Genomic DNA, 25,952 nt, shown 5'->3' with positions numbered 1-25,952 from the left:
AACGGACGCGCCAATTCATGCACTGTTCAAGCATTTCGGTTAACGCCGCAGACCATGTCGCAACCGGTGATTCTTGCGTTGATCCTGCTTGCCGTCGCCCCGGGCGCGTCAGTCGACGAATCGCGCCTGGACAAGGTCGAGGTCGCGCAGCTGACGGTGCACCAGCGAATCATCATCCGCATCCCCCGCATGTCGCTTCCCCCGCAGCAGCCGGTTCAGCCGCAGCAGCAAGTGACCTGGTCCGAGAAGAAGGGGCCGAAATGCGTCGTGATGGGCGATCTGGTCGGCGCCGCGATCTCGGCGCCCGACAGCATCGACCTGATGATCGACGACGGATCGCGGGTACGCGCGCGGCTCGACGACGATTGTCCGCCGCTCGATTATTATTCGAGCTATTATCTGAAGCCGACCCCGGACGGCATGGTCTGCGCCGACCGCGACGCGATCCGATCGCGCTCGGGCGGATCCTGCCCGATCGAGGAATTCAAGCGGCTGATCCCCAAGGCGAAGCGGTAAATCGTCTCCAAGGGCGGCCCCGCGGCGCGCAAATACCCCTTTTTCTTGACAATCGCGCCCTTATCGGCAAGCGCTCCCGGGCTGGCCGGGCCAAGATGACCGGGCCTTTTTCCGGACACCGCATGACCTTCGCCGACCTCGGCCTATCCGACGAACTTCTCAAAGCCGTGAACGAGTCCGGCTATACAGAGCCGACTCCCATTCAGGCGAGCGCGATCCCGAGCGTCCTGATGATGCGCGACATCGTCGCCATCGCCCAGACCGGCACCGGCAAGACCGCCGCCTTCGTGCTCCCGATGATCGACATCCTGGGCGAAGGCCGCAGCCGCGCGCGCATGCCGCGATCGCTGATCCTCGAGCCGACGCGCGAGCTCGCTGCGCAGGTCGCCGAGAATTTCGAGAAATACGGCAAGTACCACAAGCTCTCGATGGCGCTGCTGATCGGCGGCGTCTCGATGGGCGACCAGCAAAAGGCCCTCGAAAAGGGCGTCGACGTGCTGATCGCGACCCCGGGCCGGCTGATGGACCTGTTCGGGCGCGGCAAGATCCTGCTGACCGGCTGCAACCTGCTGGTGATCGACGAGGCCGACCGGATGCTCGACATGGGGTTCATCCCCGATATCGAGGAAATCTGCACCAAGCTGCCCAAGCAGCGCCAGACCCTGCTCTTCTCCGCAACGATGCCGCCGCCGATCAAGAAGCTGGCCGACAAGTTCCTGTCGAACCCGAAGACGATCGAAGTCGCGCGCCCCGCGACCGCGAACATCAACATCAAGCAGTGGCTGGTGCCTGTCTCCGCCTCGAAGAAGCGCGACAAGCTCACCGAGCTGCTGCGCCTCGAGGACGTGAAGACCGCGATCATCTTCTCGAACCGCAAGACGACCGTGCGCGACCTGAACAAGGCGCTGCAGCGCCAGGGCTTCCGGTCGAGCGAGATCCATGGCGACATGGAGCAATCGCAGCGCATCGCCGAGCTCGACCGGTTCAAGGCGGGCGACGTCAACATCCTGGTCGCCTCCGACGTCGCGGCGCGCGGGCTCGACATCAAGGGCGTCAGCCACGTCTTCAATTTCGATGCGCCCTGGCACCCCGACGATTATGTCCACCGTATCGGCCGCACTGGCCGCGCGGGCGCGACGGGCGTCGCCTTCACGCTGGTGACGGCGGACGACGCCGAGAACATCGCCAATATCGAGAAGCTGACCGGCCTGAAGATCGATCGCTACGAAGGCGCCGAGGACGAGCCGGCATCCGCCGCGACGTCGCGCGGACGCGGCCGGGCCAAGCCCGATGCCAAGGCGCCCAAGGCCGAAGCCAAGCCCGCCAGGACCAGAGGCGCGAAGGCGGCACCGGTCGAAGCGGAAACGCCGGTCGAGGTCGAGCGCCCTGCCAGGCCGGCCCGTGCGCCGCGCGAGGCGCGCGCGCCCCGCGACGAGCGACCCGCCCGCGAAGAACGGCCCGCCCGTGAGGAACGGCCCGCCCGTGAGGAACGCCCGGCACGCGACAGCCGTCCGCCGCGTCAGGAGCGGCCCGCGCGCGATGAGCGCCCGGCGCGCAGACCGCAGGATGACGGCCCGGACGAGGGCTGGAACGGGCCGATGCCCGACTTCCTGATGGCGAAGCTGACTGACTGAGCACGGCATGGACGGGATCGTCGAGACGGTGCCAGTTCAGCGAGTCGAGAGCCCCTGCGTCAATATCTGCGAGATGGACGCGGCCACGGGTCTGTGCGTCGGTTGCGCGCGGACGATCGACGAGATCGTGGCGTGGAGCAGCGGGAGCCCGGCGTGGCGGGATAAGGTGATGGCTGAACTGCCGGGGCGCCGACCCTAAAGCCCCTCCCCTGAGGGGGGAGAGGTTCGGGTGGGGGAGTCCGGAGCGCTGTGCTTGAGGCGAAGCGAGGAGCAGGGCATCGAGCCCCGCTCCTCGCTGCCCCACCCCTGCCCCACCCCTGAAGGGGAGGGGCTTTAAAAAAGAAGCGTCAGCCGCCGCTTACTCCGCCCGTTCAGGCTCCGGGGCCGGCATCAGCGCATTGTCCTTGTCGTTGGCGCGCTTGTAGGCGTCGCGCGTCGTGATGCGTTCCGCATAGGCGGCGAACGTGTCGCGTTTGGGCAAGGTGCCGAACTGGACGCCCCAGACGACCTGCGACCCAACATAGACGTCCGCGGCGGTGAAGCTGTTGCCCGCGATATAGGGATGCGCCGACACCGCTTTCTCCAGCGTGTCGACCGCGAGGTCGTAATTGCCGTAGCCCGCCGAGCGTTGTTGCTGTTCGGTGGGCGCAAAGTTCATCGACTTGTTGGTGACCGCCTGTTCGACCGGGCCCGCCGCGTAGAACAGCCAGCGGTAATAATCGGCGCGATCCGTGATCGGCGGCGCGAGGCCCGCATCAGGGAATGCATCCGCCAGATAGGCGCAGATCGCCGCGCATTCCGTGACGACATGACCGTTATGGACGATCGCCGGTACCTTCCCCATCGGGTTGATCGACAGATAGGGTTCCTGCTTCATCGTCGAGGCGTAATCGAGCACGACCGTCTCATAGTCTGCGCCGGTCTCTTCGAGCATCCAGCGCGCGATCCTGCCGCGCGACATCGGGTTCGTGTATAAAATCAGGTCCGCAGCCATGTCGTCCTCCCAAATATGTTCTTGTCGACTCGCGGTCGCAGAACATAAATGGAACATGACAAACGACCGGCGTCAAGGTCGCCCCTGACGCCGGTCGGATAATTCGTGCCGAACGTCGCGTCGCTGCCCTCAGGCGGCGACCACGCTGATCTTCGACACCTTGCTGTTGCTGTGCGCCAGGCGCTTCAGCTCGGGCACGGTCTGCATCATCGCGGCGACCATCGCGTCGCGGCTGCCGCCCTTGAAGGTCGCGCCGAGATCGGGCGCGATCGCCAGATAGCCGGCGTGCGCATAACGGCGCGCGGTTTCCTGCGCCTTGGCATCGGCACCGATCTGATCGGGCATCACCACGACCACGCCGAGATTGGCCGCGCCGCGCGGCGAGGCGAAATAGCCCTCGAGCACCTTGCCGCCGCGGAGCGCGTAACGGACCTTGCGGGCGTTGAGACGGGTATCATCGGCCATGGCGAAAGCGGAGCCGGCGAAACCGAACACGGCGGGTGCCGCGGACAGCGCGGCCATGCGACGCATGACGCTGCGACGGCCGACGGGCGTGCGGCCCAGTCCCTCGAAACCCATAACGGGTTGATCGCTGATATCTGACATGGTGCCTCCCTAACGCCGCCCCTGTGCGGGTTCATAAAAGCGTAACGATAAGATGGTGCCGATACAACCAAAACGAAGGGATTTTACCCTCCCGAGCCGGCACGCTTTCGTTGGGGCTAACTATCTGTTTTTCTAAATGCTTGCAGGGAAAGGCGATCTTCCTGCCGCGACTGCAGCCTGTAGCGGTTTTTTCATGCTCCGGCAGCGTTGTGCCATTATTGAACGCCTCTGCGGCAGCCGCGCGAAAGAAACCGGCCTTCAGGTCGCGCGGTACCACCACACGCCGTCGCGCACGTCTTTCACCGCTCTGCCTTCGATCTCGAGCCGGCGCAGATGCGCCAACGCCTCGCCCGTCGCCATGCCGAGCATGTCCGGCCCGATCGCGCGACGGAACAGCCGGCCGAAACAATCGACCGCTCGGCGTGGCTCGGCCAGGAAAACCGCGAGCTCATCCAGCCGTTCGCGGTGTTCGCGGTCCATCGCGTCGAGCCGGGCGTGGAGGCCGGTGAACGGATCGCCGTGCCCGGGCAGGACGAGCAGGTCGTGCGGGAGCAGGCGGAGCCTGGCAATCGAGGCGAACCATTCGCCGAGCGGATCGCCCTCGGGCTCGGTCACGCCGAGCGAGACATTGGGGCTGATGCGCGGCAGGACCTGATCGCCCGCGATCAGCACGCCGGCCGCTTCGTTCAGCAGGCAGGCATGCTCGGGGCTATGACCCGAGCCGACCACGACGCGCCATTCGGCACCGCCGATCGTCATCGTATCACCGTCCTTGATCCGGCGATAGCTGAGCGGCATCGGCGTCACGATCCGGCGGAAACCCGACCAGCCGCGCGCGCTGGCATGGTCGACCTGCTCGTCGCTCCAGCCCGCGCCGCGCCAGAAGGCGATCATCTCGTCGGGCACAGTGTCGCGCGCGTCGAGCAGGACCGAGCGCAGGGTGAGCCATTCACCACGCGTCATCACCAGCGGCGCCGCATGGTGCGAACACATCCAGCCGGCGAGACCGACATGGTCGGGGTGGAAATGCGTGCCGATCATCTGCGTGACGCGCGTGCCGGCGAGCGGGCCGCGGAACACCGTCTTCCACGCCTCGCGCGCGTCGGGCAGGTTCATGCCCGTATCGACCAGCGCAACGCCGCCGCCATCACCGGGGCCATCGTCGACCAGCCAGCAATTGACGTGCCTGAGCGGCCCCGGAACGGTCAGCCGCACCCATTGGATGCCGGGTGCCACCGTCATGACGTCACCCGCCGCTGGCTCGCGGCCGCCAAAGGGGTAGGTCAGGCCCTTATGGCTGGTCGGGACGAAGCTTTCGTCCGCGACGAACGCGGCATCGGAGCGGGAAGCAGTGGCCATAGGTTGCGACTAGCAACGGAATGCCGGGCAAGTCACGCGACAAATGCCAATTAAAAGCCCCTCCCCTTCAGGGGAGGGGTTCAGAAGGGGATCAACGGCGGAACAGGCTTTCCGCGGTCGGCTCGGCCGATGCCGGCGCTTCGCCCGCTTCCGCGGCCTCGGCGTCGCGCGCCAGTTGGTCGCGCTGGGCGCGGAGCTCGACGATCAGTGCCTCGCGGTCACCCTCGAGACGCGTGTCGACCGGGGCTTCGATGCCGGCGGCCTTGGCGGCCTTGGCCACCGCCGCGTCAAGCTCGCGCTGAGTCGTCAGGCCCAGGGTCACCGGATCCTTCGGCGTGATGTTGGCGATGTTCCAGTGGCTGCGATCGCGGATCGCGGCGATGGTGGTGCGGGTGGTGCCGATCAGGTTGCCGATCGCGCCGTCCGAGATCTCCGGATGGTTGCGGATGATCCAGGCGATGCCGTCGGGCTTGTCCGAGCGCTTCGACACCGGGGTGTAGCGCGGGCCCTTGGTGCGGCGGACCTGATCCGGGCCCTTCAGCATGACGAGGCGATGATCGGGATCGGCCTGGCCCTTGTCGATCTCGTCCTGGGTCAACTCATGCGCACGGACGGGGTCGCGGCCGGTCAGCTTGGTTGCGGCGGTATCGTCGGCGATGGCCTGGATCTCGAGGATGTGCAGGCCGCAGAATTCGGCGATCTGCTCGAAACTGAGCGACGTATTATCGACCAGCCAGGAGGCGGTCGCGTGGGGCATGAGCGGCTGGGCCACCGGAAACTCCTCAAAAGCACTAACAGCGCAAACAATAAGGGCCGCCCCTTTCGGAGCGGCCGCACAATGTTGGTGACTTAGTCTTCCTTGCGCATGGAGGCAAGGCTCAGGCCGCGATGGCCTCGTCGCCGTCCACCGGCACCAAAGCACTGAGGAACTGGCGGGCACTCGCTTCCCATGTAAAGGTCCGGCCATAGGCGGCGCAGGCCTTGCGATCCTTTGTGAGCGCCCGCGCGATCGCGGCGGTCAGATCCTCGTCCATCGCGCCGACTGCGTCGTTCAGGACATCGACCGGGCCGGTGACCGGATAGGCCGCGACGGGCACGCCGCAGGCCAGCGCCTCGATCATCACCAGCCCGAACGTGTCGGTGCGGCTGGGGAAGACGAACACGTCCGCGCTCGCATAGGCAGCCGCGAGATCGGCGCCGAAACGGGGGCCGAGGAACTTCGCCTCGGGATAACGCGCCTCGAGCGACGCACGCGCCGGGCCGTCGCCGACGATCACCTTGGTGCCGGGGTGGCTGCTGGCGAGGAACGCCTCGATATTCTTTTCCACCGCGACGCGGCCGACATAGAGCTGGATCGGGCCGGGCAGCGCGGCGAGCGCCGGATCGGGCGCGATGGTCGCCGAGAAGGTCGAGAGATCGACGCCCCGGCCCCAATGGCGGACCTTGCCCAGGCCATGCTGCTTGAGCGTCGAGGCGATCGAGGGCGTGGAGGCCAGGATCGACTGGGCCGGCGCGTGGAACCAGCGGATATAGCGCCACACCCATTCGGGGTTCACGCCGGTCCGTGCCGAGACATAATCGGGGAACTGGGTGTGATAGGCCGTGGTGAAGGGGAATGCGTTCATCAGGCACCAGCGCCGCGCGGCAAGGCACACCGGCCCCTCGGTCGCGAGATGGATCGCCTGCGGGTTGAAATCGGCGAGCATCCGGCCGACCGCATGAGTCCTGGCAAAGGCCAGGCGAATCTCCGGATAGGTCGGGCAAGGCATCGAGTAGAACAGGTCGGGCGAGACGACCATGACCACATGCCCCTGGCGTTCGAGCTCGGCGCGCACGGCCTGGAGCGTCCGCACCACGCCGTTCACCTGGGGGGTCCACGCATCAGTGGCGATCGCGATACGCACGCTCGTCAGGCCGCCAGCATCTCGATCTTCGCCGCTTCCCGCTCGGCGATCTCGTCGGGCCAGTGGAGCAGTTCCATCCGCCCGTCGAAATGCTCGACGAGCGCATTGCAGCCCTCCACCCAGTCACCGTCATTATAATATTCGATGCCGCCGATGTTGCGGAATTCGGCGGTGTGGATGTGCCCGCACACCACGCCATCGACGCCGCGCGCACCGGCTGCCTGCGCGATCACTTCCTCATAATTGGAGATGAACTCCACAGCGTTCTTCACCTTCGCCTTGGCATGCTTCGACAGCGACCAATAGGGCAGCTTGAAGAAGCGGCGGTACGCGTTCACCAACCTGTTGAGCGCCATCATGAATTCATACGCCACGTCGCCGACGTGTGCGAGCCATTTATGTGCCAGCGTGATCGCGTCGAACTCGTCGCCGTGCAGCACCAGAAGGCGGCGGCCATCGGCGGTCTGATGGATCGCGTTGCGGCGGATCGAGACGCCGCCGAAATCCAGCCCGGTGAACTGGCGCACCACCTCGTCGTGATTGCCCGGGATATAGATCACTTCGGTGCCGCGCTTGGCGCGCTTCAGGATGCGCCAGACCACGTCGTTGTGCGACGCGGGCCAGTAGAATTTCTTCTTGAGCCGCCAGCCGTCGATGATGTCGCCGACCAAATACATCCGCTCGCTGTCGACATGGTCGAGGAAGTCGATCAGCATATCGGCGTTGCAGCCGCGCGTACCGAGATGGATATCCGAAATCCAGATCGTGCGGTATTTGCGGCGCTCGGTGACCTCGCGTTCCGGAATCGACGGTTTGGAATGTGCGAAGTCGGCGAAATCGGCGATGCTATTGTCCATCGCGATTCTGGTGATGGCGTCCATCTTGGCAATATCCCGCAAAGCCCCTGATGGACCTGCGCTATGGCCGCTTTATGTTACAGCTTGATTCCAGTGATGTGAAAGGCAGGTTACGCTTTCATCGCAATATGATGCGGATCGGCCGCGACCCGGGCCAGCCAGATCTGGACCGCGGGGTAGCGAGCGAGGTCGAAACCGCCCTCCTCCGCGACATGGGTATAGGGGTAGAGCGCGATGTCGGCGAGGGTCAGCCGGTCGCCGATGAAGAAGGGCGTCTGCGCCAGATGGTCGTCCATCAATTCCAGCGCTGCCTCGCCCGCCGCCTGCTTGGCCGGAATCTGCGCGCGCTGCAGGTCGTTCAGGCCTGCCTCGCCGATGAAGTGGCGCCAGAAACGGAGGGTCGCGACGCTGGGCTCGTGATTATATTGCTCCCAGAACATCCAGCGGAACATGTCGGCACGGTCGTAACGGTCGTGCGGGATCAGATGCGAGCCGTCGGCGAGATAGAGGCAGGCGGCACCGCTTTCGGGCAGATAATCGTCGCCGACCTGAAGCACCGGGATGCGGCCATTGGCGTTGACGCCGCCGAGAAACGCGTCGGACCGGGTCTCACCCTTCATGATGTCATATTCGCGGCGCTCGAGCGGGATGCCGAGATGCGCGGCGGTGAGCCGAATCTTGTAGCAGTTTCCCGACGCGGCATATTCATGGAGGATCAGGCTGGACATGTGGCATCCCCTTTTGCGGCCATCCTCATGACGCGGCCGCGCGGAGCGTCAAATCAAATGCTGCGGGCGATCGACAAGCCGGCCTTGTGGATCGCCCGGGAGAGCAGTGCCTAGATCAGGTCAAGCGCCTCGCGGCGACGGCGCAGCGCGCCGAGCTCGAACAGCCCGATCCCGCCGAGCGCGACGAGGAAGAGCAGCCCCCAGAAATGATTCCAGAAGGGGAAGAAATAGCCCGTCTCGAGATGCGTGCCGGCCTTGCTCGCGAGCAGGTTCAACCCGGACTCGTCGAGCGGCACCATCTGGAAATTGCCCTCGCGCTCCAGGTACAGGACATAGCCGAGCTCCTTGTAGGACAGCATCGGCAGGCCGGCCGCGGTGACCTCGCGGATCGAATAGCCGAGCATCGGCTTGGGCTCGCCCTCCGCCTTGCGCGGGCGGCGATCGAGCACGGCGAACAGCGGCGTGTGGTTGGCCTTGGGCACGAAATAGGCCCAGTTCTGGATGAAGCGCTTCACCTCGGGCAGGTCCGCCCGGGCGGGGATTTCGGCGATGGGATCGACCCAGGGCCGGTTGGTCAGGCCCAGCGGCTTGTCCGACAGCAGGATCGCAAAGACCGCCGCTATCACGACCACGCCGATCAGCACGCTGCGGATCGTCTCGTCCCGCTTGATCACGGGATGCTTCTTCTCGGCCACTCGGTTCCCCCCTTTTGAAATCCGCCCATGACGCGCCCCCGCGCGTCTATTCCATCGTCAGCACGATCTTCCCGACATGGTCGCCCGATTCCATCCGTTCGTGCGCGGCTGGCGCCTCGGCAAGCGGATAGGTCCGGTCGATCACCGGTTTCAGCTGCCCCGCCTCGACATGCGGCCAGACGGTGCGGGCCAGTTCGTCCGCGACCAGGCTCTTGAACGCGGTGTCGCGCGGGCGGAGCGTCGATCCGGTCAGGGTCAGGCGCCGGCGCATGATCTCGAAGATCGGGATCGTCGCCATCAGCCCGCCCTGCACCGCGATCGAGACATGGCGGCCGTCATCCGCGAGGCATTGCAGATTGCGGGGCACATAATCGCCGCCGACCATGTCGAGCACCACCGCGACGCCCTTGCCGCCGGTGATCGCCTTCACCTCCGCGACAAAATCCTGGGTCTTGTAGTTGATCGCGTGATCGGCCCCCAGCGCCTTTGCCGCGGCACATTTCCCGTCCGATCCGGCGGTGACGATGATGGTCAGCCCAAACAGATTGGCGAGGCCGATCGCCATGGTGCCGATGCCGCTGGTGCCGCCGTGCACCAGCACCACGTCGCCTTCGCTGGCGTAACCGCGCTCGAACAAATTGGTCCAGACGGTGAAGAGCGTTTCCGGCATCGCCGCCGCCTCGACCATCGACAGCGCTTCGGGCACGTGCAGGCACTGGCCGTAGGGCGCGACGGCATATTGGGCATAGGCGCCGCCGGTGATCAGCGCGCACACCGGCTGGCCGATCAGCTCGGGCTGGACGCCCTCCCCCACTGCGACGATCGTGCCGGAGACTTCCATGCCCAGGATCGAGGGCGCACCGGGGGGCGGCGGGTACAGGCCCTTGCGCTGCATCACCTCGGGCCGATTGACCCCCGCGGCGGCAACGCGGATCAGCACCTCGTCCGCACCGGGCATCGGCACGGGGCGCTCGACCAGGCGCATCACCTCGGGCCCACCCGGAGCCTCGGGATCGATCGCCTGCATCACCGTCGGAACGTTCACCATAAATCCGCCCGCCCCCCGTCGCGGAATAGCCCGGCCTTATTGACATCGCGGCGTGCCGGGTCAACGTTCCATGCCATGGACCCGGACGAGATTCTCGCGCGAAAAGCGGGCGATCCGCTCACCGAGCTTGCACGGCAAGACCTCGATCCCCTGTCGGTCGAGGAATGCCAGGCACGCATCGCGGCGCTCGAGGCTGAAATCGTCCGAACGAAGACCCGGTTGACGCGCGCCGTTAACCACAGGGCAAGCGCCAACGATCTATTCAAGCGATGAGCAGCGAAGCTCCGGCACGGCGATCAGGCCGGGGCGTTCGTCAAGTGCTTGATGCGGGCGCCCTGCCTTCCGACATAAGAGGAAAGGGCCGTCCGTCACGTTGCGGTCCGCATGGAGTAAACTAATGCCTTCTTTCGCATCCGCGCTGGAAACCACCCTCCACAAGGCGCTTGAAGCCGCGTCCTCGCGCCGCCACGAATATGCGACGCTCGAACATCTGCTGCTCGCGCTGATCGACGACGAGCATGCCTCCAAGGTGATGACCTCGTGCGGGGTCGATCTCGAAGAGCTCAAGGCGACCGTCGCCCATTATCTCGATACCGAACTCGAGGCGCTGAAGGTCGACGCCGCGACCGATCCCTCGCCCACGTCGGGCTTCCAGCGCGTCGTCCAGCGCGCGATCCTGCACGTCCAGTCTTCCGGCCGCGACGAAGTGACCGGCGCGAATGTGCTCGTCGCCCTGTTCAGCGAGCGCGAGAGCTATGCCGTCTATTTCCTCCAGCAGCAGGATATGAGCCGTCTCGATGCCGTCAGCTTCATCTCGCATGGCGTCGGCAAGGGTGGCGCTGCCCCGGAACCCCGTGAAGTGAAGGGCGCCGAGGAAGAGAAGACGCAAAAGCCGGACGGCAAGGGCAAGAGCGAAAGCGCGCTCAAGCAGTTCACCGTCGACCTCAACGAGAAGGCCCGGAACGGCAAGGTCGATCCGCTGATCGGCCGTGGGCCGGAGGTGGACCGCACCATCCAGATTCTGTGCCGTCGGTCGAAGAACAACCCGCTCTATGTAGGCGATCCCGGCGTGGGCAAGACCGCTATCGCCGAAGGTCTGGCGCGGAAAATCATCGAGGGCGACGTGCCCGAGGTGCTGCTGCCCGCGGTCATCTATTCGCTCGACATGGGGGCGCTGCTCGCCGGCACGCGCTATCGCGGCGATTTCGAGGAGCGGCTGAAGGCCGTCGTCAACGAGCTCGAGAAGCTGCCCGACGCGATCCTGTTCATCGACGAAATCCACACCGTGATCGGTGCCGGCGCGACCAGCGGCGGCGCGATGGACGCATCCAATCTGCTCAAGCCGGCTTTGTCGGGCGGCACGATCCGCTGCATTGGATCGACCACCTACAAGGAGTTCCGCAATCACTTCGAGAAGGACCGCGCACTGCTGCGGCGCTTCCAGAAGATCGATGTCAACGAGCCGACGATCGAGGACACGGTCAAGATTCTGACCGGTCTGCGCAGTGCGTTCGAGGACCATCACAAGGTGAAATACACCCCCGACGCGATCAAGTCGGCGGTGGAGCTCAGCGCGCGCTACATCAACGACCGCAAGCTGCCGGACAAGGCGATCGACGTGATCGACGAGGTCGGTGCGATGCAGATGCTGGTGCCGCTCAACAAGCGCAAGAAGACGATCACCACGCGCGAGATCGAAGCCGTGATCGCGACGATGGCGCGCATCCCGCCGAAATCGGTCTCGACCGACGACACCAAGGCGCTGGAAAGCCTCGATACCGATCTGAAGCGAGTCGTGTTCGGCCAGAATGCCGCGATCGAGAAGCTCAGCTCGGCGATCAAGCTCAGCCGTGCCGGCCTGCGCGATCCGGACAAGCCGATCGGCAACTATCTGTTCACCGGCCCGACCGGCGTGGGCAAGACCGAGGTCGCCAAGCAGCTTGCCGCGATCATGGGCATCCCGCTCCAGCGGTTCGACATGTCCGAATATATGGAGCGCCATTCGGTCAGCCGGCTGATCGGCGCGCCTCCCGGCTATGTCGGCTACGACCAGGGCGGGCTGCTGACTGACGCGGTCGACCAGCAGCCGCATTCGGTGCTGCTGCTCGACGAGATCGAAAAGGCGCATCCGGACCTGTTCAACATCCTGTTGCAGGTGATGGACAACGGCAAGCTGACCGACCACCACGGCAAGACCGTCGATTTCAGGAACGTCATCCTGATCATGACGACCAATGCCGGCGCGTCGGACATGGCGCGCGAGACGCTCGGTTTCGGCACCCTCTCCCGCGAGGGCGAGGATGAGCAGGCCGTGCAGAAGATGTTCACGCCGGAATTCCGCAACCGGCTCGATGCGATCGTGCCGTTCGGCTATCTGCCGCCGGAAGTCGTGGCGCGGGTGGTGGAGAAGTTCATCCTCCAGCTCGAGCTTCAGCTGGCCGACCGCCATGTGCACATCAGCCTGGACGATGAGTCCAAGGCGTGGCTGACGACCAAGGGTTATGACAAGCTCTACGGCGCGCGGCCGATGGGCCGACTGATCCAGGAAAAGATCAAGCAGCCGCTGGCCGAGGAGCTGCTGTTCGGCAAGCTCGTCCATGGCGGCGAGGTGAGCGTGAAGATGAAGGACGGCGCCCTGACGTTCGAGATCGTCCCAGCGCCGCCCAAGAAGCCCAAGAAGAAGGGCAAGGCGGAAAGCGTCGACGCCAAATAAGCGTCAATCCATGAGACGAAGCGGCCGTGGCAGCAATGCCGCGGCCTTTTCGTGTCAGGGCGCGTAATAGCCGGGGCTGGTCTGGACCACGACGGTCACCGTCGTGCCGCCCTGCATGGTGACGGTGGATGGCGCCGGCGGTGGCGGCGCGGGCTGATAATAGACCGGCGCCGGCTGCGGGGCGCAGCCATAACGGCCACAGGCGCGCAGTTCCGCTTCGCGTTCGCGCGCGAGCCGTCGCATCCAACGGTCGCGCGCGATCGCGGCGGAAGCTTGTTCCTCAGTGCTCGCCCAGGCCTGGTCGCGGCAATCCCGGTCGCCATCGCAGATCCGGTTCACCGCGCGCTCGACGCGGCGATAGAGTTCAGCGACGCCGGCGCTGGTCGACAGGTCGAGATCGGCCGCCGCGACTGCGATCGAGCGGGTCTCGTAGCGATCATCGGCATGGGCCGCCGTCGTCAGGCCCGCCGTCGCGGCGAACAGCAACACTCCCCGGATCATGTCCGTCTCCCACCGTCGAAGATGGTTAACAATAGAAGCGCGGGCGGACGGAAAGACAAGGGCAACGCCTGTCCCGCCTTCGGACAAGCCTATCCGCGAACCCAGCCGATTGCCGGATCGTTCATGTCGACTGCCTCGCCCAGTTCCCACACCTCGGGATAGCCATAGCCGACCAGGTTGACGAAGGTCTGGATGTTGAGTGCGAGCTGGATCGACTTGGTCATCACCGGCGCGACATTGTTCCGAAAATTATTGTTGCAATAGATGTAGATCGGCCGCGTTCGGTCCGGTCCGACCACCTGCGCCAAGCTCTCCGCGGTGAAATCCGAAAAGGGCAGGTTCACCGCGCCCTCGATATGGCCACGCCGGAACGCCTCGGCCGAGCGCGCGTCGAGCAGCAGCGCCCCTTCGGCGGCCGCGCGCTGGCGGAATTCCGCCATGCCCAGCAGCCGCTTTGCGCGATAGGGGCCGACCTTTTTCGTCAGGGCGACATAGCCGGAATAATCGATCAGCGGATTGGCGCCGGGCGCGATCGGCTTCGGCTCCCGGGCGCCGGCAGGGGACGCGGCGGCGAGCCAGGACAGGCCGATGATGAGGACAAATGAGATGCGCATGGCGATCGCTCCCGCAAACCCGATCCGGTCGGGGTGCACCTTCCCGGCTTGATCGGGGCTGAACGGGTTTCTACCCCGATTTGGGCATGCGGCGTTAGCCAAAAGCCTTAGCTATATTTCCGCCCTTTACCTTCTGTTCGGCATCTCCGGTGTAGACCCTGTTCATGCTTAGGGGGTGGGTTTTCAATCTGTTGGCGCTGATCGGCGCGCTGCTCGTCTCGGCGCTTGCCGGCGTGGCGCCGGCGGCTGCGCAAACCGGGCTTGCCGGTCGGCCGGTCGCGGTATGCGTGGCGAGCGCCGTGCCCGGCATGGCAGCGCGCGCCCTGTTCGCTCAGCCCAGCCGCTTCGACTGCAAGGTCCGCCAGACCAAGCTCGGTTCGGGCGACTATTGGGCCCTCTCGGCCCCGGTCCGCGCGACCGGCGCGGTCGATATCCGCATCGGCAGCCTGTGGCAGGAACGCGTGACGCTCCATGCGCTCTATGCCGATGGAACGATCGTCTCGGCGGTGACCGACGGTCGCGCCGCGACCCGGCATCTCCAGCTCGGCGCGATCATCGAACGCGGTCTGCCGGAGCGCAGCGCGCCGCTCGTCCGCCTGCTCTGGCACGTCGAGGGCGCCGCCAATCTGCGCGGCATCCTGGTCGGCGCGCGGATCGCGACGCCGGCGGAAAGTGCCAATGCGAACCTGGTGATGGGATCGGTCTATGCCGGTTTCGCCGGGCTGTGCGTCGCCCTGCTCGTCTATAATTTTGCGTTGTGGGGCGCGCTGCGCCACCGCTTCCAGCTCGCTTATTGCGGCATGCTGCTCGCGCTGATGGTCTATGCGACATCATCGTCGGGTGCGCTGGCCTGGGCCTGGCCCGACATCGTCAACAATGATCGGCTGCGCATCAACTATGCCTCGCTCGGCCTCGCCGCAGTCGCGGCGATGCTGTTCGCCCGCAGCTTCTTCGAGCCGCGGGTGTTCGCCGGGTGGCTGACAAAAGCGAGCAACCTGATCTGCGTGCTGATGCTGACCACCGTCGCGCTGCTCGCGACTCTGGCGCCGTGGCAGATCACGCTGTTCGACAAATTCTTCTCCTTCGTGTTCATCGCGCAGATCGGGATCGTCGTCCCTATCCTGTGGCGTGGCTGGCGGACGCGAAGCAATTATCTGTGGATGTTCGCAATCGCCTGGGCAGCGCCGATCGTGCTGGCCGCTTTCCGCATCGCCAGCTCCCTGAATGCGATCAGCTGGAGCTTCTGGCTCGACAATTCGACGATCCTGACGATGACGGTGGAGGCGCTCTTCTCCAGCCTCGCCATCGCCTATCGCATCCGACTGCTCAGCCTGGAGCGCGACGAAGCGCGCGAGCAGGAGATCGCGGCACGGCTGCTGGCCGATACCGATCCACTGACCGGCCTGTTCAACCGCCGCGCCTTCCTGCGCAACGCGATCGGGCGTGAGGGCGACCAGACATTGCTGGTGGCCGACATCGACCATTTCAAGCGAGTCAACGAGACGATCGGCCATGACGGCGGCGACGAAGTGCTGCGCGTGTTCGCCCGCACCCTGCGCCAGTCGGTACCGCCCGAGGCGCTGGTCGCGCGGATCGGCGGCGAGGAGTTCGCGATCATCACCCCCGTCGGGCTCGCGGTCGAGGCCGAGGATATCCTGGCGCGCCTGCGCGCCGCGCGGATGCCCTATGATTTGTCGGTGACGGCAAGCATCGGCACCTGCAGCGGACCGCTCGCCAGGGAAACCGACTGGAAGGCGCTCTATCGCGGTGCCGACCGCGCGCTGTTCGAGGCCAAGGCGGCCGGCCGCGACCGAGCACGTTGCACCCAGAATCAGGGCCGAATCGCCGCCTGACATCGCTTGCTCCGATCCGGCCTCAAGCCTATGTGAGGCGTCACGGGAGTCATCCGATGCGTAATCGTCGAACAGGATTGATCATCGCGGCAGCCGCGTTGCTGCTCATGGCCGCGCGCCACCCTTCCGCCGATCTCCGCATCCTCACGCACGATCGGGCGGACAGCGCACCGCGGAGCTTCCAGGCAGCGATCGATTTCGGGCTGGTGGCCATTTCCGTGCTCATCACCTGGACCGAAAAGCGCTTCGCCTGACGCTTGCACCGTGCCGGACCGCTGCTTACATCCTTGTCAATGACTGACCCCGAAAGCGCCTGGCGCGATTCCTATCGCCACCCCACGCGTTGGGACAGCGTTTATCCGCCGCAATCGATGGTCGACTTCTTCGACGACGCAGCGACACGGAACGGCAAGGCGCCGCTGATCGATTTCCTCGGCCGACAGTACAGCTATGCCGAGACGCTCGACGGTGCGAACCGGGTAGCAGCGGGGCTGAAGGCGCTGGGCTATGGCCCGGGCGATCGGATCGGCCTGTTCCTGCCCAATGTGCCGCACTATTGCGCGGCCTATTACGGCATCCTCAAGCTGGGTGCGACGGTGGTGAATTTCTCGCCGCTCTACACGCCGGCCGAACTCGAGCATCAGGTCGCCGATTCGGGGACGAAGCTGCTGTTCACGCTGTCGGCCAGCGCGTTGCTGCCGACTGCGCTCGAGGTGCTCGACGGGTCGAGCCTTGAGCGACTGGTGGTGGGGTCGGTCGCGGGGGCGCTGCCGGCAACGAAGTCAGTGCTCTACCGGCTGTTCAAGCGCAGCGAAGTGACCAAGCGGCCACATGACCCACGGATCATGGCCTTTTCGGAGCTGATCGCGAATGAGGGCGTTCACCCCGCCGCCGCGATCGATCCGGTCAATGACGTCGCGCTGATTCAATATACCGGCGGCACTACCGGCACGCCCAAGGGAGCGATGCTGACTCACCAGAATCTGAGCGCCAATGCGCGCCAGGTGATGGGGCTCGATCCGCATCCGAACCTGCACGATCGCATCCTCGGCGTGCTGCCGTTGTTCCATGTCTTCGCCAATACCTGCGTGCTCAACCGCACCGTGCTCAACGGCGGGTGCATCGTGATGCTGCCACGTTTCGAGGCCGGTCAGGTGCTCGCCGCGATCGACCGCACCAAGGCGACCGCGCTGCCCGGCGTGCCGACCATGTACCAGGCGCTGCTCGACCATCCCAAGCTCGCCGCGACCGACTTCTCGTCGCTCCGCGTCTGCATCTCGGGCGGTGCCCCGCTGCCGGCCGAGCTGAAGGCGAAGTTCGAGGCAGCGACCGGCTCCGCGGTGGTCGAGGGTTATGGCCTGTCCGAAAGCTCGGGCGTGATCTCGGCCAACCCTTATGAGGGCGAAGGCAAGTCCGGCACGATCGGCCAGCCGATCCCGGGCACCTGGGTCCGGCTGGTCGACAAGGGCGATCCGAGCCAGCCCCCCCCGGAAGGCGAGCCGGGCGAGATCGTCGCTGCAGGTCCGCAGATCATGAAGGGCTATTGGAACCGGCCCGACGCCGATGGCGACGTGTTCGTCACCGATGCCGACGGGCGCATATGGCTGCGCACCGGCGATGTCGGCACGATCGATTCGGATGGCTTCATCAAGATCGTCGACCGGCTGAAGGACATGATCGCCGTCTCCGGCTTCAAGGTCTTCCCGAGCCAGATCGAGGCAGTGCTGCACCATCATCCCGACGTGAAGGAAGCGATGGTGATCGGCCTGCCCGATCCGTATCGCGGCGAGCAGCCCCGCGCCTATGTCACCCTCAACGACGGCGCGACCGCGACCGGCGAGGAACTGCGCGACTGGCTCAATCCCCAGATCGGCCGGCACGAGCGGGTCGACCAGGTCGTGATCCGGCTGACCATGCCCAAGACGATGATCGGCAAGCTCAGCCGCAAGGACCTGGTCGCCGAGGTGATGGCCGAGGCGAATTCCTCCCCTCCCCGTCCTTGACCCCCCTCGCCCGCGTGCCGCATAGCGGCGCGATGGAGAGACCCATCGAAGAGCTGTCGTTCGAGGACGCGCTGAAGGAACTGGAGACGATCGTCTCCCGGCTCGAAACCGGCGAGGCGCCGCTCGACCAGGCGATCAGCCTGTACGAACGCGGCGACAAGCTGCGGCGGCGCTGCGCCGACCGTCTCGACGCGGCGCAAGCGCGGATCGAGGCGATCCGGCTGGACAGCGAAGGCCGCGCCGCCGGCACCCAGCCCTTTGCCGCGGGCTGATCCGGTGACGGCGTCCCCGTCGCTGCAGGCAGCGCTCACGCAGGTCGGGGCCGATGTCGACCGGCGGCTCGATGTCCTGCTGGCGATTCCCGACGATCCCCGCGCCGATCTCTATCGGGCCATGCGGCATGCCGCGATCGGTGGGGGCAAACGGCTCCGCCCGTTGCTCGTCTTCGCGACCGCCCGGCTGTTCGGGGTCGATCGCGACTGCGCCGGCCGCGTGGCGACCGCCGTCGAGTGTATCCATGTCTATTCGCTGATCCATGACGATCTGCCGGCGATGGACGATGACGACATGCGCCGCGGCAAACCCACCGTGCACAAGATGTTCGGCGAGGCGACGGCGATCCTGGCGGGCGATTGCCTGCATGCGCTCGCGTTCGAGATCCTCGGCGATCAGGCGACTCATCCCGATCCCTTCGTGCGCAGCGAACTCGTCCTCGATCTCGCGCGCGCCGCCGGGCCTGCGGGCATGGCGGGCGGCCAGATGATGGACCTGGAAGCCGAGAAAGCCAGTTTCGACCTGCCGACCGTCACCCGGCTGCAGGCGATGAAGACCGGCGCGCTGATCGCCTGCTCGGTCGAGGCCGGCGCGATCCTCGGCCGAATCCCGCCGGAAGGCCGGACGCCGCTGCGCGGCTATGCCCGCGACATGGGCCTCGCCTTCCAGATCGCCGACGATCTGCTCGACGTCGAGGGTGACGAGGCGGCGGCCGGCAAGAAGCTGCGCAAGGACGAAGGCGCGGGCAAGGAGACCTTCCTGTCGCTGCTCGGGGTCGATCGCGCCCGCGCGCAGGCCCGGATGCTGGTCGACCAGGCGATCCAGCACCTTCAGGGCTTCGGCGCAGAGGCCGACCTGCTGCGCCAGATCGCGCGCTTCACGCTGGAACGCGACCGATAGGCCGATATCGCCCGTTGCTGCGCATCGTCGCCGTGTTGCTGCTGCTCGCGGCGATCGGAATCGGCGGGTGGAATTATGCGCTGCACTGGCGCCCATCGGAATCGCGCTATCCCCGCCAGGGCATCGATGTCTCGCATCATCAGGGTGCGATCGACTGGCCCGCGCTGCCCGCGCAACAGGTGGATTTCGCCTATATCAAGGCGACCGAAGGCGGCGATCATCGCGACCGGCGGTTCGCGGAGAACTGGGCCGCCGCCGGCCGGGTCGGGATCACGCGAGGCGCCTATCATTTCTTCACCTTGTGCCGGTCCGGCGCCGACCAGGCCGCCAATTTCATCGCGACCGTGCCGCTCGACCCCAACGCGCTGCCACCAGTCATCGATCTGGAATTCGGCGGCAATTGCGCGGCGCGCCCGTCGACCGCGGTGCTCATCACCGAGCTGGCCGCCTTCATCCGCCCGGTGGAGGCACGCTTCGGCAAGCCGGTCACGCTTTACCTCACCCGCGAATTCGATGCCGCGTACGGGCTCAGCAAGCGCGTCCAGCGTCCGCTATGGCTGCGCCGGCTGGTGCTCGAGCCGAATTGGGGCGCCCGCCCCTGGTCGATCTGGCAGGCGTCCAGCTTTCGCCGGGTCCGCGGCATCGCCGGCCGGGTCGACTGGAACGTGATGCGGCCTTGACACCCGAACCCCGCCCCCGCAGTCCCCGTGCTCAAACCTTGCGGGCTTGGCAGAGGCAGTCGACATGACCATCCGTACCGGCGTCTATCCCGGCACTTTCGATCCCGTCACGCTCGGGCATATGGACATCATCCGGCGCGGGGCGAAGCTGGTCGACCGGCTCGTCATCGGCGTGACGACCAATCCGTCAAAGTCGCCGATGTTCGACCTCGAGGAGCGCATGGCGATGGTCCAGCGCGAAGTGGCGGGGATCGGCGGGGAGATCCATGTCGTCAGCTTCGATTCGCTGCTGATGGATTTCGCCGAGCGCGAGGGCGCCCGGGTGATCGTGCGGGGCCTGCGCGCCGTCGCCGACTTCGAATATGAATATCAGATGGCGGGGATGAATCAGCAGATCAATCCGCGCGTCGAGACGGTGTTCCTGATGGCCGATGTCTCGCTGCAGCCGATCGCAAGCCGGCTGGTCAAGGAGATCGCGCTCTATGGCGGGCCGATCGACCGGTTTGTCTCGGCCGCCGTCGCCGTGGACGTCGCCGCCCGGGTCGAGAAGATCGGCCGCAAGGGAAGCTGACGCGATTTTACGCAGCGCCTGCCACACGAGCGCCACGGTTGCGTCGGATGAGGACGGTTGCAGCGGGATGTTCAGATTGGCGCAAGCGGGGATTTGCTCTAAGCGCGCTGCAGGGCCCGGAAACGGGTCTAGCCTTACGGGTCCGAAGTATCGGGGCCAGGATGTTACGGGGATATGATGCGTTTTATTGCCAGCCTGATCGCGTGTGTATCCGCCCTTTTCGTCACGGGCACCGCGACTGCCCAGAACCTGGATACCCAGATCACGGGGCGTGCACCTGTCCCGACCAGGGATCCGGAAAATCTCTGGTATCTCGACCTGTCGACCGGCGGGCGTGTGGTCATCTGGTTGCGCCCCGATGCCGCGCCGAAGATGGTCGACCGGGTGAAGGAGCTCACCCGCCAGCATTTCTATGACGGGCTGGCCTTCCACCGCGTGATCGACGGCTTCATGGCGCAGGGCGGCGACCCCAAGGGCGACGGCACCAGCGGATCGACGCTGCCCGACATGAAGGCGGAATTCAATTTCCTGCCGCATGTGCGCGGCGCGGTATCGGCGGCGCGCACTGCCGATAACGAGGATAGTGCCAACAGCCAGTTCTTCATCGTGTTCCAGCCGCGCCTGACGCTGGACCATAAATACACGGTGTTCGGCCGCGTGATCGAAGGCATGGACTATGTCGATGCGATCCAGCGCGGCGAGCCGCCGGCGAACCCGACCAAGATCCTCCACGCCTATATCGGATCGGACAACCCCCCGCCTTATACCGCACCACCGCCCGCACCGGTGGTGGCCGCGCCGACCCTGTCGCTGACCGACGCGCCCGCCGCGCCGCTGGTGGTGAAGGTGCCGGCGGCTGGCGCGAAGAAGCCCGCCCCCAAGGCTCCGGCAGCCAAGGCCCCCGCCCCGAAGGCAAAAGCCAAGTAACCGACGCCGATAGCGGGCGGGCAAAGAGGCCGCTCTCATGAAGGTCGACCTGTTCGATTTCGAGCTGCCGCCGGAGCGTATCGCGCTCAGGCCGGCTTCCCCGCGCGATTCGGCGCGGCTGCTGGTGCTTGACGGCGACGAGACGCGCGACCTGAGCGTGACCGACCTGCCGGGCCAGCTGCGCGCGGGCGACCTGATCGTCTTCAACGACACCCGCGTCATCCCCGCCCAGCTCGAGGGCCGACGGGGAGATGCGAAGATCGGCGCGACCCTGCACAAGCGCGAGGGCCCACGCCGCTGGCGCGCCTTCATCCGCAATGCGCGGCGCTTGCACGAAGGCGACAGCATTGATTTCGGCGCCGACGTCAGCGCGATCGCGAGCGACCGCGCCGAGGATGGCAGCCTGGCATTGACCTTTGCCGGCGACGAGCCGGTCGAGCTGTTGCTGGAACGTGCCGGGCGCATGCCGCTGCCGCCCTATATCGCCGCGAGACGGCCGACCGATGCGCGCGATGCCGAGGACTACCAGACCATGTTCGCGGCGGAAAAGGGCGCCGTCGCCGCCCCCACTGCCTCGCTGCACTTCACGCCGGCGCTGATGGAGAGCCTGGAGAAGGCCGGCATCGGCCATGCGACGCTGACCCTGCATGTCGGCGCGGGCACCTTCCTGCCGGTCAAGGCGGAGGATACCGACGCCCACAAAATGCACGCCGAATGGGGCCGGATCGACGCCGCAACGGCGGATCGCCTCAACCAGGTGCGCCGGAAAGGCGGCCGCATCATCGCCGCCGGCACCACCAGCCTGCGCCTTATCGAGAGCGCGGCGGGCGAAGACGGCACGATCCATCCCTTCGAAGGCGACACCGCGATCTTCATCACCCCCGGCTACCGCTTCAGGGGCGTGGACGGCCTGGTGACCAATTTCCATTTGCCCAAATCGACCCTGTTCATGCTGGTGTCCGCGCTGATGGGGCTGGAGCGGATGCAGGCGGCGTACGCGCATGCGATCGCCGGGGGGTATCGGTTCTATTCCTATGGGGATGGATCCCTGCTGCTGCCGTGACGGCGGTGGGGCGGCAAACGCCCGCGCTGCGCTGAAGGGCGGCCGCGCCGGTCAGGCGAATCGCTCGGATCGTCCGTTGTCATCACATCGCAACGGAAACGTCGCGGAAATGGCATTGTCCGCGTGCACAGGCGCTCCGTGCTGCGTTGCAGCAGCGATACAAGAGGGGCCTTTTCGTGATCCGATTTACTTCCAGCGTGCTCGCGCTCGCCAGCGCGCTTCTCTACGCCAATGCGGCCTGTGCGCAGACGGCCGACGTCGCTGCGAGCGAAAGCCAGTCCGACGATACCTCGACGATCGTCGTCACCGCCGCCAAATCGACGCGCTCGTCGACCGCGATCCCCCAGAGCGAGATCCAGAAGATCCTGCCGGGCGTCTCGCCGCTGAAGGCGATCCAGACGCTGCCCGGCGTGCTCTACATCACCGCCGATCCCTGGGGTTACAACGAGCAGAACGCCCAGATCTTCATCCATGGCTTCGCTGCCAACCAGCTCGGCTACACGATGGACGGCATCCCGCTGGGCGACCAGAGCTACGGCAATTATAACGGCCTTTCGCCGCAGCGCGCGGTTATTTCCGAGAATGTCGGCCGCGTCGTCGTGTCGACGGGCGCCGGCGATCTCGCCACGGCATCGAACAGCAATCTCGGCGGCACCGTCGAGACCTTTTCATCGAGCCCGCTGGACAGATTCGGCGTCCAGGCCGCGCAGACCGTCGGCAGCTATGATACCTCGCGCAGCTTCGTCCGCATCGACACCGGCACCTTCGCTGGCGGCACGACATCGGGCTATATCTCGGCTGCGCGCCAGCATGCCCGGGCCTGGGACTTCAACGGCACGCAGGGCGGCTATCAGGCCAACGCCAAGCTGGTGCACGACAGCTCGATCGGCAAGCTGACCTTCTATTTCGACTATAACGACATGACTCAGCCGAACGAAGACGCGACCGTCTTCTTCAAGCCTTCCGCCGGCGGCACGGCGACCCCGGTCCAGCTCTACACGCCCTATACCAAGCCGTTCTACTACCCGGATTTCAGCGGGTACCGGACGTCCTATCTGAACGCGATGGGCAATTCCCCGGCCGCCGTGGGCAGCAACTATCGCAATTATTATTCGGATGCGCAGCGGACCGACTATCTCGGCTATCTTCGCTACGACGCGAAGTTTTCCGACCATATCACCTGGTCGACCACAGCCTATTTCCATCACAATGACGGCGCCGGCGTTGTTGCGGGTCCGCTCGGCCAGTCGATCACGACGGCCCAGCCCTATCTCGATCCGAACTATGCGACTCTCCCCGCCAATTGCCGCTTCGGCGCCAACGCCAACGGAATCCGGCCCACCGCCTGCACGGCGCTGACCGATGCCCAGGCGGCCGCGGCGGGTGCCGCCTTGGTCCAGGCGACGGGTGGCTCGGGCCTGATCACGCGCACCACGGAATACCGGATCGATCGCGGCGGCGTGATCTCCGCGCTCAACCTCGACCTCGGCAGCCACAAGATCGAGCTGGGCGGCTGGTTCGAGCATAACAGCACCACGCAGTGGCGCCGGTGGTACGGCGTCGACGTCAACAACCCCGCATCGAGCACGCCCTATATCCGCCCGCTCGATGTCGCGACGCCGCTGTTCACCCAGTATCAGGGCGACGCGTCGATCAACCAGCTGCAGCTCCATATCCAGGACACCTGGCAGGTCACCGACCGGCTGCTCGTCCAGGGCGGCGTGAAGACCAGCGCGCAATGGGCGGACGGGCGTTTCCCGGTTCAGCCCAAGGCCGGATCGCTGTCGGGCCTGTCCGGCGGCCTGCCGCAGGGCAAGATCAACACGCTGCGCTGGTTCCTGCCGGCGATCGGCGCGACCTATGACTTCAACGGGCACGAAGAGGTCTATTTCAACGTCCAGAAGAACCTGCGCCAATATCAGGCCTATCTGGCGGGCGGTGGCGGCCCATGGTTCACGGGAAGCCAGGCAGCGTTCGACGCGTTCGCCGACCAGGGCAAGCCCGAGAGCAGCTGGACCTATGAAGGCGGCCTGCGCACCCGTCGCAATTTCTCCGGCGACATCGGGTTCGACGCGCAGATCAACTATTACCACGTCGTGTTCAACGACCGCCTGCTGGCGATCTCGACCAATCCGGGCGGCATCGCGGGCAGCGGCATCACCGGCGGCACTTCGATCCTGGTCAATGTCGGCGACGTGAAGACGGACGGCGTCGATGCCGCCTTCACGTTCCGCGTCGGCCGGGTCTTCTCGCTCTACAACGCCGTCTCGTACAATCTGTCCAAGTACCAGAGCGACTACCGGTCCGCCGCGACCGGCATCGGTGGCGCCACCGACACGTGCCTCGGCGGTTATCTCGTCGGCGGGCCGGACGCTGCCGCACACCCCGAGAATGCCGGCATCGTGCCGACCTGCGGCAAGCAGCTGCCGGGAACGCCGAAATGGATGAACAAGACGGTCGCGACGGTGTCGCTCGGCCCGATCGAGGCGCAGCTGATCGGCGACTATGTCGGCCGCCGCTTCAGCACCTTCACCAACGATGCCGGCGTGCCGTCCTATTTCCTGACCTCGCTGCGTCTCGCGGCGCGAATTCCGGACAACATCCTGCCGCTGCGCAAGGCGGAGATTGCGCTGAACGTCACTAACCTGACCGACAGGAAGGGCGTATCGACGCTGTCGATCGGATCGGCGACCAACAGCTATTCGGCCTATCCGATCGCGCCGCGCCAGTGGTTCCTGACGCTGTCGGCTGCCTATTGACGCCGTTACCGCGTTCAGACCGGAGGACGGGGTCCCGTTTATCGGGGCCCCGTCCGACTCATCCGGGTCAGTCGCCGAAGATCAACTCGAGCAGGTGCGTTTTCCAGATCCGGATCGACCGCTCGATCGCCGGCGCGTTCGGATTGCGGATATATTCCACCGTCAGGCCGCGCGTGACCGCATTGTTGAGCAGTTGCAGGTTCCGGTGCACTTCTGCTTCCTGGATTCCCGCGGCGTGAAGGATCTTGTACGCCCAGAGACGTACCCGCCGGTCGAACCGCCGGGTGCTGGGTCCAACCTCCCGATCCAGATCGGGGTCGTTGCGACGCGCGAGATGGATTTCCAGCAACGCTGCCATCTCCGGCCGGCCGACCATCTCGAAATTGGCGTCGATCAGGTTCTCCATCGATTCGCGGGGTGTCCTTCCCCGTCGAATGGCATCGGCGTAGACCTCGATCCGGTAGCTCGAAAATTCGATGGCGACCGCCGCCATGATCTTGGCCTTGGTCGGGAACTGATGCTGGATCGCGCCCAGGCTCATCCCCGCGGCATCGCGGATCGCGTGCATCGTCGCGCCCGAATAGCCTTGAGCGCGCAGGACGTCGCTCGCGGCCGCGATCACCTTGGCGCGGGTGGCGGCACTTCGGTCGGCCTGGCTGCGACGAGGTTTTACGGCGGTCGCCGTCATGGTGGCATCATCTGTGACAGTTTTCAGCTCACTCATAGGCCAGATTTCCACGGACTCACTCGAAAC

The 25,952-nt window shown here is 65.7% G+C and carries 27 protein-coding genes; 15 read left to right on the top strand and 12 right to left on the bottom strand.

The window, feature by feature from the left end; all coding sequences use genetic code 11:
• The first annotated feature begins 54 nt into the window (after nt 1–54).
• The 3 genes from WC729_RS24095 (at nt 55) to WC729_RS24085 (ending at nt 2,349) form a co-directional block, all read left to right on the top strand.
• On the top strand, nt 55–516 hold the full coding sequence (locus tag WC729_RS24095; RefSeq protein WP_372856998.1) for a hypothetical protein: 462 nt from the start codon (nt 55–57) through the stop codon (nt 514–516).
• Nucleotides 517–638: 122 nt separating this feature from the next.
• Nucleotides 639–2,150, top strand: coding sequence for a DEAD/DEAH box helicase (locus tag WC729_RS24090; protein ID WP_372856997.1), 1,512 nt, complete (start codon nt 639–641; stop codon nt 2,148–2,150).
• 7 nt (nt 2,151–2,157) lie between these two features.
• The gene (locus WC729_RS24085; RefSeq protein WP_372856996.1) at nt 2,158–2,349 is read left to right on the top strand and encodes a DUF1289 domain-containing protein; all 192 of its coding nucleotides are present in this window, start codon (nt 2,158–2,160) and stop codon (nt 2,347–2,349) included.
• Between the two features lie 159 nt (nt 2,350–2,508).
• On the opposite strand, the gene WC729_RS24080 is transcribed toward WC729_RS24085, so the two are convergent.
• From WC729_RS24080 to WC729_RS24040, 9 genes are all read right to left on the bottom strand, one after another.
• Nucleotides 2,509–3,144 carry a glutathione S-transferase family protein gene (locus WC729_RS24080; RefSeq protein WP_372856995.1) on the bottom strand — a complete coding sequence of 212 codons (636 nt, stop codon included), beginning with the start codon at nt 3,142–3,144 and terminating at the stop codon, nt 2,509–2,511.
• 129 nt (nt 3,145–3,273) lie between these two features.
• Nucleotides 3,274–3,750, bottom strand: a complete 477-nt coding sequence (locus WC729_RS24075; protein ID WP_372856994.1) for a dienelactone hydrolase family protein — start codon at nt 3,748–3,750, stop codon at nt 3,274–3,276.
• A gap of 258 nt (nt 3,751–4,008) precedes the next feature.
• Entirely contained in the window at nt 4,009–5,109 is a 1,101-nt protein-coding gene (locus tag WC729_RS24070; protein WP_372856993.1) for an MBL fold metallo-hydrolase, read from the bottom strand.
• A gap of 91 nt (nt 5,110–5,200) precedes the next feature.
• Nucleotides 5,201–5,881, bottom strand: coding sequence for a cell cycle transcriptional regulator TrcR (locus tag WC729_RS24065; protein WP_372856992.1), 681 nt, complete (start codon nt 5,879–5,881; stop codon nt 5,201–5,203).
• 106 nt (nt 5,882–5,987) lie between these two features.
• Entirely contained in the window at nt 5,988–7,013 is a 1,026-nt protein-coding gene (locus WC729_RS24060) for a glycosyltransferase family 4 protein (protein WP_372856991.1), read from the bottom strand.
• Nucleotides 7,014–7,018: 5 nt separating this feature from the next.
• A complete protein-coding gene (locus WC729_RS24055; protein WP_372856990.1) occupies nt 7,019–7,894 on the bottom strand; it encodes a UDP-2,3-diacylglucosamine diphosphatase in 876 nt (291 codons plus the stop codon).
• 86 nt (nt 7,895–7,980) lie between these two features.
• A complete protein-coding gene (locus WC729_RS24050) occupies nt 7,981–8,598 on the bottom strand; it encodes a glutathione S-transferase family protein (RefSeq protein WP_372856989.1) in 618 nt (205 codons plus the stop codon).
• Nucleotides 8,599–8,708: 110 nt separating this feature from the next.
• Entirely contained in the window at nt 8,709–9,293 is a 585-nt protein-coding gene (locus tag WC729_RS24045) for a hypothetical protein (RefSeq protein ID WP_372856988.1), read from the bottom strand.
• Between the two features lie 46 nt (nt 9,294–9,339).
• Complete coding sequence (locus WC729_RS24040; protein WP_372856987.1) at nt 9,340–10,341, bottom strand: NAD(P)H-quinone oxidoreductase; 1,002 nt, start codon at nt 10,339–10,341, stop codon at nt 9,340–9,342.
• A 75-nt stretch (nt 10,342–10,416) separates the two neighbouring features.
• Here WC729_RS24040 and WC729_RS24035 point away from each other — a divergent pair, with 75 nt between their 5' ends.
• Nucleotides 10,417–10,614: a DUF1192 domain-containing protein gene (locus tag WC729_RS24035; RefSeq protein ID WP_372856986.1), complete on the top strand. Its 198-nt coding sequence runs from the start codon at nt 10,417–10,419 to the stop codon at nt 10,612–10,614.
• 124 nt (nt 10,615–10,738) lie between these two features.
• Complete coding sequence (gene clpA, locus WC729_RS24030) at nt 10,739–13,054, top strand: ATP-dependent Clp protease ATP-binding subunit ClpA (protein WP_372856985.1); 2,316 nt, start codon at nt 10,739–10,741, stop codon at nt 13,052–13,054.
• 54 nt (nt 13,055–13,108) lie between these two features.
• Here clpA and WC729_RS24025 read toward each other — a convergent pair whose 3' ends face one another.
• Together WC729_RS24025 and WC729_RS24020 are read right to left on the bottom strand one after the other, a co-directional pair.
• Nucleotides 13,109–13,555 carry a UrcA family protein gene (locus WC729_RS24025; RefSeq protein ID WP_372856984.1) on the bottom strand — a complete coding sequence of 149 codons (447 nt, stop codon included), beginning with the start codon at nt 13,553–13,555 and terminating at the stop codon, nt 13,109–13,111.
• Between the two features lie 89 nt (nt 13,556–13,644).
• On the bottom strand, nt 13,645–14,169 hold the full coding sequence (locus WC729_RS24020) for a rhodanese-like domain-containing protein (protein WP_372856983.1): 525 nt from the start codon (nt 14,167–14,169) through the stop codon (nt 13,645–13,647).
• A gap of 164 nt (nt 14,170–14,333) precedes the next feature.
• Between WC729_RS24020 and WC729_RS24015 the strand changes: the two genes are divergently transcribed.
• From WC729_RS24015 to WC729_RS23970, 10 genes are all read left to right on the top strand, one after another.
• Nucleotides 14,334–16,022: a diguanylate cyclase gene (locus WC729_RS24015; protein WP_372856982.1), complete on the top strand. Its 1,689-nt coding sequence runs from the start codon at nt 14,334–14,336 to the stop codon at nt 16,020–16,022.
• A 56-nt stretch (nt 16,023–16,078) separates the two neighbouring features.
• A complete protein-coding gene (locus WC729_RS24010) occupies nt 16,079–16,276 on the top strand; it encodes a hypothetical protein (RefSeq protein ID WP_372856981.1) in 198 nt (65 codons plus the stop codon).
• Nucleotides 16,277–16,315: 39 nt separating this feature from the next.
• On the top strand, nt 16,316–18,025 hold the full coding sequence (locus WC729_RS24005; RefSeq protein WP_372856980.1) for a long-chain fatty acid--CoA ligase: 1,710 nt from the start codon (nt 16,316–16,318) through the stop codon (nt 18,023–18,025).
• 32 nt (nt 18,026–18,057) lie between these two features.
• The gene (locus WC729_RS24000) at nt 18,058–18,297 is read left to right on the top strand and encodes an exodeoxyribonuclease VII small subunit (RefSeq protein WP_372856979.1); all 240 of its coding nucleotides are present in this window, start codon (nt 18,058–18,060) and stop codon (nt 18,295–18,297) included.
• Nucleotides 18,298–18,301: 4 nt separating this feature from the next.
• Complete coding sequence (locus WC729_RS23995; protein ID WP_372856978.1) at nt 18,302–19,198, top strand: polyprenyl synthetase family protein; 897 nt, start codon at nt 18,302–18,304, stop codon at nt 19,196–19,198.
• 14 nt (nt 19,199–19,212) lie between these two features.
• The gene (locus tag WC729_RS23990) at nt 19,213–19,878 is read left to right on the top strand and encodes a GH25 family lysozyme (protein WP_372856977.1); all 666 of its coding nucleotides are present in this window, start codon (nt 19,213–19,215) and stop codon (nt 19,876–19,878) included.
• Between the two features lie 70 nt (nt 19,879–19,948).
• Nucleotides 19,949–20,449 (top strand): pantetheine-phosphate adenylyltransferase, encoded by a 501-nt coding sequence (coaD, locus tag WC729_RS23985; protein ID WP_372857184.1) that lies wholly within the window; start codon nt 19,949–19,951, stop codon nt 20,447–20,449.
• 177 nt (nt 20,450–20,626) lie between these two features.
• Complete coding sequence (locus WC729_RS23980) at nt 20,627–21,376, top strand: peptidylprolyl isomerase (RefSeq protein WP_372856976.1); 750 nt, start codon at nt 20,627–20,629, stop codon at nt 21,374–21,376.
• A 37-nt stretch (nt 21,377–21,413) separates the two neighbouring features.
• Nucleotides 21,414–22,439 carry a tRNA preQ1(34) S-adenosylmethionine ribosyltransferase-isomerase QueA gene (queA, locus tag WC729_RS23975; protein ID WP_372856975.1) on the top strand — a complete coding sequence of 342 codons (1,026 nt, stop codon included), beginning with the start codon at nt 21,414–21,416 and terminating at the stop codon, nt 22,437–22,439.
• Nucleotides 22,440–22,615: 176 nt separating this feature from the next.
• On the top strand, nt 22,616–25,198 hold the full coding sequence (locus WC729_RS23970) for a TonB-dependent receptor (RefSeq protein ID WP_372856974.1): 2,583 nt from the start codon (nt 22,616–22,618) through the stop codon (nt 25,196–25,198).
• Between the two features lie 67 nt (nt 25,199–25,265).
• Here WC729_RS23970 and WC729_RS23965 read toward each other — a convergent pair whose 3' ends face one another.
• The gene (locus tag WC729_RS23965; RefSeq protein WP_372856973.1) at nt 25,266–25,886 is read right to left on the bottom strand and encodes a TetR/AcrR family transcriptional regulator; all 621 of its coding nucleotides are present in this window, start codon (nt 25,884–25,886) and stop codon (nt 25,266–25,268) included.
• Nucleotides 25,887–25,952 lie beyond the last annotated feature (66 nt).

The sequence above is a fragment of the Sphingomonas sp. genome, from assembly GCF_041661825.1.
Taxonomy (GTDB): domain Bacteria; phylum Pseudomonadota; class Alphaproteobacteria; order Sphingomonadales; family Sphingomonadaceae; genus Sphingomonas.
The sequence above is the reverse complement of the archived record's forward strand: the minus strand, read 5'-3'. Positions and strand labels throughout refer to the sequence as shown.